The 8,070-nt window shown below is 44.8% G+C and carries 5 protein-coding genes and 1 pseudogene; 5 read left to right on the forward strand and 1 reads right to left on the reverse strand.

Going from position 1 to position 8,070, the window contains the following annotated elements:
* A pseudogene (locus LG34_RS16975) lies at window positions 1–305 on the forward strand (hypothetical protein); the annotation flags it as partial.
* Between the two features lie 131 nt (window positions 306–436).
* Here the strand turns inward: LG34_RS16975 and LG34_RS16320 are convergent.
* Complete coding sequence (locus LG34_RS16320; protein ID WP_109217018.1) at window positions 437–1,183, reverse strand: hypothetical protein; 747 nt, start codon at window positions 1,181–1,183, stop codon at window positions 437–439.
* A gap of 159 nt (window positions 1,184–1,342) precedes the next feature.
* On the opposite strand from LG34_RS16320, the gene LG34_RS16325 reads away from it, so the two are divergent.
* From LG34_RS16325 to radA, 4 genes are all read left to right on the forward strand, one after another.
* Window positions 1,343–2,953 carry an SH3 domain-containing protein gene (locus tag LG34_RS16325; protein ID WP_109217019.1) on the forward strand — a complete coding sequence of 537 codons (1,611 nt, stop codon included), beginning with the start codon at window positions 1,343–1,345 and terminating at the stop codon, window positions 2,951–2,953.
* 417 nt (window positions 2,954–3,370) lie between these two features.
* Entirely contained in the window at window positions 3,371–3,739 is a 369-nt protein-coding gene (locus tag LG34_RS16330) for a GntR family transcriptional regulator (RefSeq protein WP_109217020.1), read from the forward strand.
* Between the two features lie 17 nt (window positions 3,740–3,756).
* Entirely contained in the window at window positions 3,757–6,207 is a 2,451-nt protein-coding gene (locus LG34_RS16335; RefSeq protein ID WP_109217021.1) for an ATP-dependent Clp protease ATP-binding subunit, read from the forward strand.
* A gap of 133 nt (window positions 6,208–6,340) precedes the next feature.
* Complete coding sequence (radA, locus tag LG34_RS16340; RefSeq protein WP_109217022.1) at window positions 6,341–7,711, forward strand: DNA repair protein RadA; 1,371 nt, start codon at window positions 6,341–6,343, stop codon at window positions 7,709–7,711.
* Window positions 7,712–8,070: the final 359 nt, after the last annotated feature.

Consider the following 8,070-nt stretch of genomic DNA (forward strand, 5'->3'; position numbering starts at 1 on the left):
CTTTCTCAGTGGGAGTACAATCTCCGACTGAGATAAACGCTCCGCGGGGATATGATGTCACCGTGGGGAAAATGGGGGATAAAGAAGTAGATTTTGTTTGTAGCAGACAAAGTGAAAAGTTGTATGTTCAGGTTACTTATCTGCTAGCCACAGAAGAAACAATTCAGCGTGAATTTGGTGTGTATGATAATATACGGGATAATTTTCCGAAGTATGTAGTATCTTTGGACGAATTAGATCTGAGTCGTAACGGGATCAAGCATTATAATATACGTGATTTTTTGTTACTTAATTCGTGGAATTAAATTTTATGATCAAACACAACGTAAATGCGCCCAAAATTTATTTTTCCTTGATGAGCAATTGTTAGCCAGCAAGGTAAAATAAATTTTGGGCGCTTTCATTACCGAAAATTTTAAGCCATCCCAAGCAAGATCTACTGTGTTACTACCGGCTGCTGATCCGTTGCCGGCTGTGTCTGTGCCTGATCTGCTCCCTGATCGGTACTCTGGGTAGCCGCATCGGATTGTTGATTTGCATCCGTTGCATTTGCATCAGCGGAATTTGGATCTGCCTGTTGCTGACCATCTGTCGGCTGCGCAGCATCTGTTGCAGTACCGTCTGTTGCAGCATCTGTCGTATTTTCTTCATCAGAAGCAATATATTCTGTAATATTTGCATGGGAGAGTGTTTTATTCTCTGTCAGATAAATAGCGGCACTGAGTACTGTCTTGGAAGTCGGAATTTCCACTTTCTGCGTATCAGCTTCACCATGTGTTGTGTAAACGGTAATTGCCTGATAGTTATCGGAAATCTTATACAAAATATCAGATTTTGCAAGTTCATTTTCAGAAGAATCCGTGATCACACAACGAAGTTCTTTGTTGCCCGGAAGTGTGCATGCTTCCAGATTTCCGTTTTCATCTGTCGTCCCCTGGAATAACTGGTCATTACCGTCATAAACAGTGACTGTGGCGCCGGCAAGTCTGGAACCGTCTGCATTGTACCAACGGGTATGGAGCTGTACATTTCCATCTGTCAGGATTTCCTGCTCTGCGGAAAGCTCTGCACCGGTGCTTATTTTTGTTTCTTCGCCCGGAAGTGCAAGACTGCATCCGTTTAATACAAAAGCACTGCTAAGTGTCAGTGCGGCGATCAGTGCGATATATTTTTTCTTTTTCATTTGATAATTCCTCTTTTCCTTTCCTGAAATTCTTATTGTAATCTCTACCCTATAGAATGATACAAAAATGTGAACATTTCAAGAAATTTTTATGAAAAAATGAAAAATGTTGCGTTCGGTTGACATTTGAGAAACCCGTCCTTATAATAAGGGGGATTGATGAAAAAAATAGTAATCAACAGTGGAGGATCTATGAAAATTAAGAAAATAAACATGAAAAAAGCGGCAGTTTCCTGCGCAGCAATCTGTCTTGCAGGTGCATTATGCTGGAATGGAAGCAGTATCACAGCATGGGCAGCGCCGACATCCGGAACTGCTATTAATGACAATACAAGGGTCAGAAGTGCTATCGGTGGCAGCCCGATCGGTTCCCTGAAAGCAAATCAGGAGGTAACCATCAAAGGAGAGCAGACTTCTGGTGATGGTTATACCTGGTATGAAATCACCTTTGACTGGAATGGAGCAGAGACTGACGGATGGGTGCGAAGTGATATGATCTCATCCGGAAACGGAACAGCAGCAAAAGATGACACATCAGATCAGGCAGATTCCTCTGATACATCAGATCAAAATACAGAAGCACAGGACGGAACATTCCAGATTTCTGGAAAAACTTATGAAATCGCAGATAAATTTCCGACAGCTGAGATTCCGACAGGGTTTGAGGCAACGACTATTACCTACGCAGGTGAAGACGTTTCCGCAGCAAAAATGGAACAGGGCGATGTGACCTTACTTTATTTGCAGAACACAGAAGATAGCAGTGAGAAACATGTATTTGTATATGATACGGAACGTGATGAGGCGGTGCCGTTTGTAAGCATTGATGTGCAGGATTCCTTTGTTGTAGTGACAAATGTGCCGGAAGATGTGGCAGCAGAGATTTCTGATTATTATCAGGAGACAGAATGTGCATTTTCAGAAGGAAGCATCATGGCATATCAGGGAAAAACGGACGGAGATCTGACAGATTCAGATGCGTCAATTTCTGATTTTTACTATGTATATGGTACAAACAGTCGGGGAGAAAGTGGCTGGTATACATATGATTCCGCAGATCAGACAATTCAGAGAAGCATTGTCAATATGCAGTATCAGGAGAATGCTGACAATGCAGAAGCAACGGATCAGGCAGACAATAATTCTGTGTTTGAACTGGACAGCATGACAAGAATGCTGACAGCAGGACTTGGCATTGTGGCATTACTGCTGCTGATCCTGTTTATTGTTACATCCGTTCGTTATCATCGTCTGCGGAAATATCTGGATACAGAAGAATTCCCGGAGGATGAAGATGAGACAGAGGACGATGATCTGTTTGATGATGATACGACCATTGGTGTAGATATCGTTGGAAGCACCGTGGATATTGTTGATTTTGATGGAGATGCAGATCATTCTGTTAAGAATAAGAAAAAGGCAAAGAAAGCGGAGAAGGAGAAAAAAGCTGAGGCAGCGGTGAAAGAAGCATCTGCCCCGGAAGCTCCAGTAGAGGAAGTTCCGGAAAAACCGGCAAAAGATGTATCAGCGAAAGAACTTTTTGCAGAGGACGATGATCCATCGGAGAAAGTAGTCAGTGAGGAGACAGAAAAACTGGTTGCGGATCTGAAAAAAATGATTCAGGAAGTGGAGACCACGATGAAACCTGATGATGAAGAAGATGAGTTCTATGATGAGGAAGATCCGGAAGAACCGGAACAGACAGAGAAGAAAAAGAAAGGTTCCAAATCCGGTAAAGGCGGTTCCTGGGATGATATTGAATTTTTATAATTTTATAAGTTAAAAGGAAGTTTGAAAACTGTGAGGCGTATCGTAAGTATGATCGCTTCACAGTTTTTTATTTGATAGGAAATTACAAGGATTTCCTATCAAATAAAAGCACTTCGTGCAGACGATGCACACTCACACGAGAAGAAATCATTGTTTCGCAATCGTGTTCGGCGCGGGCAAGAAAGATGTGCTATTAATAATGTTATTCGCGTAAGTGTGTGATAGCACACTTTCTTGATTGGTAGAAAACGGTACAGAGCGATCTATAAAAAATGAAAAGAATGATTATGTGAAAGTGATGCAGATTTGCATATATCAATGTAGCGTAATAAAAAGTAGTTGGTACTGCTTGACAGGCAGAGGTGCTTGTTATATCATCGATATAACAGTCTGAAGAAAAAGGGAGAAGAGGTACATATGACAATCGAAATAGATTTTAACAGTGATGAGGCGCTGTACATTCAGCTTCGCAATCAGATCATATATGGGATTGCGACACGACAGTTCCATGAAGGAGATGCGCTGCCATCTGTGCGACAGCTTGCAGAGGAGATCGGCATTAATATGCATACTGTAAATAAAGCGTATTCAGTTCTTCGACAGGAAGGACTGCTCCGCCTAGACCGCCGCCGCGGAACGGTTATCGCGCTGGATATTGACCGGTTGAAAGCGGAGGAAGAAATGCGGGACAGTCTGCGCGTTGTTCTGGCACGCGGATTTTGCAAAGGCATTAACCGTGCAGAAGTGCATGAACTTGTGGACGAGATATTTGATGAGTATGAGTAATTTTTGGAGGAACATATATGCAGTATAGAGGATTTACCAGACAGGCACGAAAAGTTATGCGGATCGCGGAACGTCTGGCAGAGAAAGAACAGCAGCTGAGGATGGGAAGTGAATATATTCTGGCAGGTCTGCTGCAGGAAAACGATGGCGTGGCAGGACAGATCCTGCAGCAGCTTTCTGTAAACTGTGAGGAGATACTGACATTGATTCACGAGATTTCTCTGCCAAAGACAGAGGAACAGGTGGCAGACGGGGATTTCCTGACACCGGAGAGCCGCGCCATTGTGGAAGAAGCCTATGCAGTTGCAGAGCGGTTTGACAGCGAACTGGTTGGAACAGAGCATCTGCTTTTTTCTATTATTGAGCATCGAACCAGTGCGGCAGCACGCATGCTGCTTGCCATGAATATTAATCTTGGAAAAGTATATGCGGATATTCTGGCAGCGATGGGCAAAGAGAATCTGTTTTCCAAGGAAGAAGGGAAAGAATTTCGCACCGGAAAGAAAGCACCGGAAGCCAAAGGAACGCTGATGGAAAAATATACTGTGGATCTGACGGTACGGGCAGCGGAAGGGGAACTGGATCCGCTGATTGGACGAAGCGAAGAATTGCAGCGGATGGTTCAGATCCTGAGCCGCCGTGGCAAAAATAATCCGTGCCTGATCGGAGAACCGGGTGTTGGAAAGACCGCGATCGTAGAAGGTCTGGCAAGCCGTATCGCAACCGGGGCAGTTCCGGAACATTTGCAGGGAAAACGGATTCTGACGCTGGATATTTCCGGTATGGTGGCAGGCACAAAATACCGTGGTGAATTTGAGGAACGGATCAAAGGCATGATGCAGGAAGTGCAGGCAGCCGGAAACGTGATCCTGTTTATCGATGAGTTACATACGATCATTGGTGCAGGCGGCGCGGAAGGTGCGCTGGACGCTTCAAATATTATGAAACCGGCATTGTCCCGTGGACTGATCCAGATCATTGGAGCAACAACGATTGAAGAATACCGTAAGCATATTGAAAAAGATGCAGCGCTGGAGCGGCGTTTCCAACCGGTGACAGTGGAAGAACCGACGGTGGAGCAGACCGTGGAGATTTTACGTGGACTGCGCCCACGTTATGAAAAACATCATCATGTGCAGATCACAGAGGAGGGCATCCGGGCAGCAGCAGAACTGTCAGAGCGTTATATCAATGACCGTTTTCTGCCGGATAAAGCCATTGATCTGATGGATGAGGCAGCTTCGAAAGCACATGTGGGAAATATGGATAAACCGGTGCAGTTAGAGGCGTATAAGCAAGAACTGGAAGCACTGGATGCAGAGCTGGAGCAGGCACTGATCGATGGAGATTTAAGCCACGCAAAACAGATTCGTCAGGAAAAACAGCAAAAACAGCAGCAGAGTGAAGCTGTTTTGAAAAAATACAGACAGAGCCTTGCCCGGAAAAAAATTCAGGTGGGTGAAAATGAAGTGACAGATGTGGTATCTGACTGGACACATATCCCGGTAAAACGTCTGACGGAAGGGGAAGCAGCGCGCCTGCAGCATCTGGAAAAGACGTTACATAAGCGTGTGATTGCACAGGATGAGGCGATTTCAGCGGTGGCAAAAGCCGTTCGCCGTGGCAGAGTCGGACTGAAAGATCCGTCCAGACCGATTGGTTCTTTTCTGTTTCTTGGACCGACCGGTGTCGGCAAAACAGAGATTTCCAAAGCACTGGCGCAGGAAGTATTTGGCATGGAAGAGGCAATGATCCGTGTGGATATGTCTGAATATATGGAGAAACACAGTGTGTCAAAAATAATCGGTTCCCCGCCAGGATATGTGGGATACGATGAAGGCGGTCAGCTCAGCGAAAAAGTGCGCCGTCATCCGTATTCGGTTATTTTGTTTGATGAGATCGAGAAAGCTCACCCGGATGTGTTTAACATTTTACTTCAGGTGCTGGATGATGGTCATATCACAGACGCACAGGGTCGAAAAGTAGATTTTAAAAATACGATCATCATCATGACATCCAATGCCGGTGCACAGTCTATCATGGAACCGAAAAAACTGGGCTTTGCGGCAAAAGAAGATGAAAAAGCCGATTATAATCGAATGAAATCTAATGTAATGGAGGAAGTACGCCGTATTTTCAAACCGGAGTTTTTAAACCGAATCGACGAGATCATTGTGTTCCATTCTCTGACCAAGGAACATATGAAGAAAATCGTCGGCATTATGACAAAAGAGCTTCAGCACAGATGCAAAGAGCAGCTTGATCTGGAACTGAAACTTACCGATGCAGTAAAACAGTATATTGTGGATAAGGCATATGATCCGAAATATGGAGCACGTCCGCTTCGCCGTATGATCCAGACAAAACTGGAGGATGCGCTGGCAGATGAGCTGTTATCCGGCAATGTTCACAGAGGAGATACCGTTACAGTCCGTGTGAAAAAAGATGAGATTGTTTTTGAACATTAAGAGAAAACGGCAAAATATTGATTTTGTATGATGAATTTATATCGTTAAAATGAAGGATAGAAAACGGCAATTTTGAGAAAAAAGTATCAGAATTGCCGTATCAATAAATGAGGAGAAACATAAAAAACAGCGTATGGCAAAAGCAAAAAAAACAGTATTTTTCTGTCAGCAATGTGGGTATGAGTCTGCCAAGTGGATGGGACAGTGCCCGGGCTGCCGGGAATGGAATACATTTGTAGAAGAACCGGCAGAAGAAAAACGCAGTACACATAGCAGTGCTTCGCGTGTTGGACAGACGGTGGAACCACTTCCGTTGTCAAAAGTAGAGATGACGGATCAGGAGCGGTTTACCACAGGAATTGGAGAACTTGACCGGGTGCTTGGAGGCGGAATCGTTCCGGCGTCTTTGGTACTGGTCGGTGGAGATCCGGGAATCGGAAAATCTACCCTGTTGCTTCAGGTCTGCCGAAATCTGGCAGAAGCACATCATAGCGTGCTGTATATTTCCGGAGAGGAATCCATGCAGCAGATCAAGATCCGGGCAGAACGGATCGGTTCTTTTACGGATGATCTGGAATTGTTCTGCGAGACAAATTTATCAGATATTGCGTCGGTATTGCGCAAAAAGAAACCGAGGGTGGTAGTGATTGACTCCATCCAGACCATGTACAGCGAGGATGTCAATTCCGCACCGGGCAGCGTTTCCCAGGTGCGTCAGGCAACCGCACTTTTGCTGCAACTGGCAAAATCGCTTGGAATTACCATTTTTATTGTCGGTCATGTGACAAAAGAAGGCGTGGTAGCCGGACCGCGTGTGTTAGAACATATGGTGGATACCGTTTTATATTTTGAGGGAGATCGTCATGCTGCTTATCGAATTTTGCGTGGCGTTAAAAACCGTTTTGGTTCTACAAATGAAATCGGTGTGTTTGAAATGCAACAGGCAGGTCTGGTGGAAGTAAAAAATCCATCGGAATATATGTTGAACGGTCGTCCGGAAGGGGCTTCCGGTTCCATTGTAACTTGTTCCATTGAAGGAACCAGACCGATTTTGCTGGAAATCCAGGCACTTGTATGCAAAACCGGATTTGGACTGCCGCGCAGAACCGCAGCAGGAGCAGACTTGAATCGTGTCAATCTGCTGATGGCAGTTCTGGAAAAAAGAGCCGGAATGCCGTTATCCTCCTGTGATGCTTATGTCAATATTGCAGGTGGAATCCGGATGAATGAGCCGGCGATTGATCTTGGAATCGTTCTGGCAATTGTGTCCAGCTATCGGGAAATTGCGATTTCCGATAAGACGATCTGTTTTGGTGAAGTTGGTTTAAGTGGCGAAGTGCGTGCAGTCAATATGGCAAAACAGCGGGTACAGGAGGCAAAGAAACTTGGATTTGAAACCTGTATTCTGCCGAAAGTATCGTTGACTGATGAAGTGCGTACCGATGACATTCAACTGATCGGAGTATCCAATGTGCGGGAAGCGATTTCACGTATTTCCGGGTGATTTATTGGTGAAAATTTAATATTTTAAGACGAAAACGAAAAATCCTGTCATGACAGCTAGCCGTTCGACTACCTTCATTTCACTGCGGTTTCATCGCGCTCACTTCCAACTCCTATAAAAGCTGGTCGTTTCCCGTTCGCGCAAAACCTTGTGAAACTCAGTTGCTCACTGAAACGCTTGCCCTGACAGGATTCTTCGTTTTCGTCATTTACATAGTGAATACAATATTTGCAATCTATGCTATATCAGATGGGAGATGACTCCCACCTCTACTATAGGTGGTGAGAAACAAGCTAGTATCAGTAGTGGGAGCCAATCCCCCATCTGATATAGCCTCCGGCAGGATTACAGAGGTGCGC

It is taken from the genome of Eubacterium ramulus, assembly GCF_003122485.1.
In the GTDB taxonomy this organism is placed as follows: domain Bacteria; phylum Bacillota; class Clostridia; order Lachnospirales; family Lachnospiraceae; genus Eubacterium_I; species Eubacterium_I ramulus_A.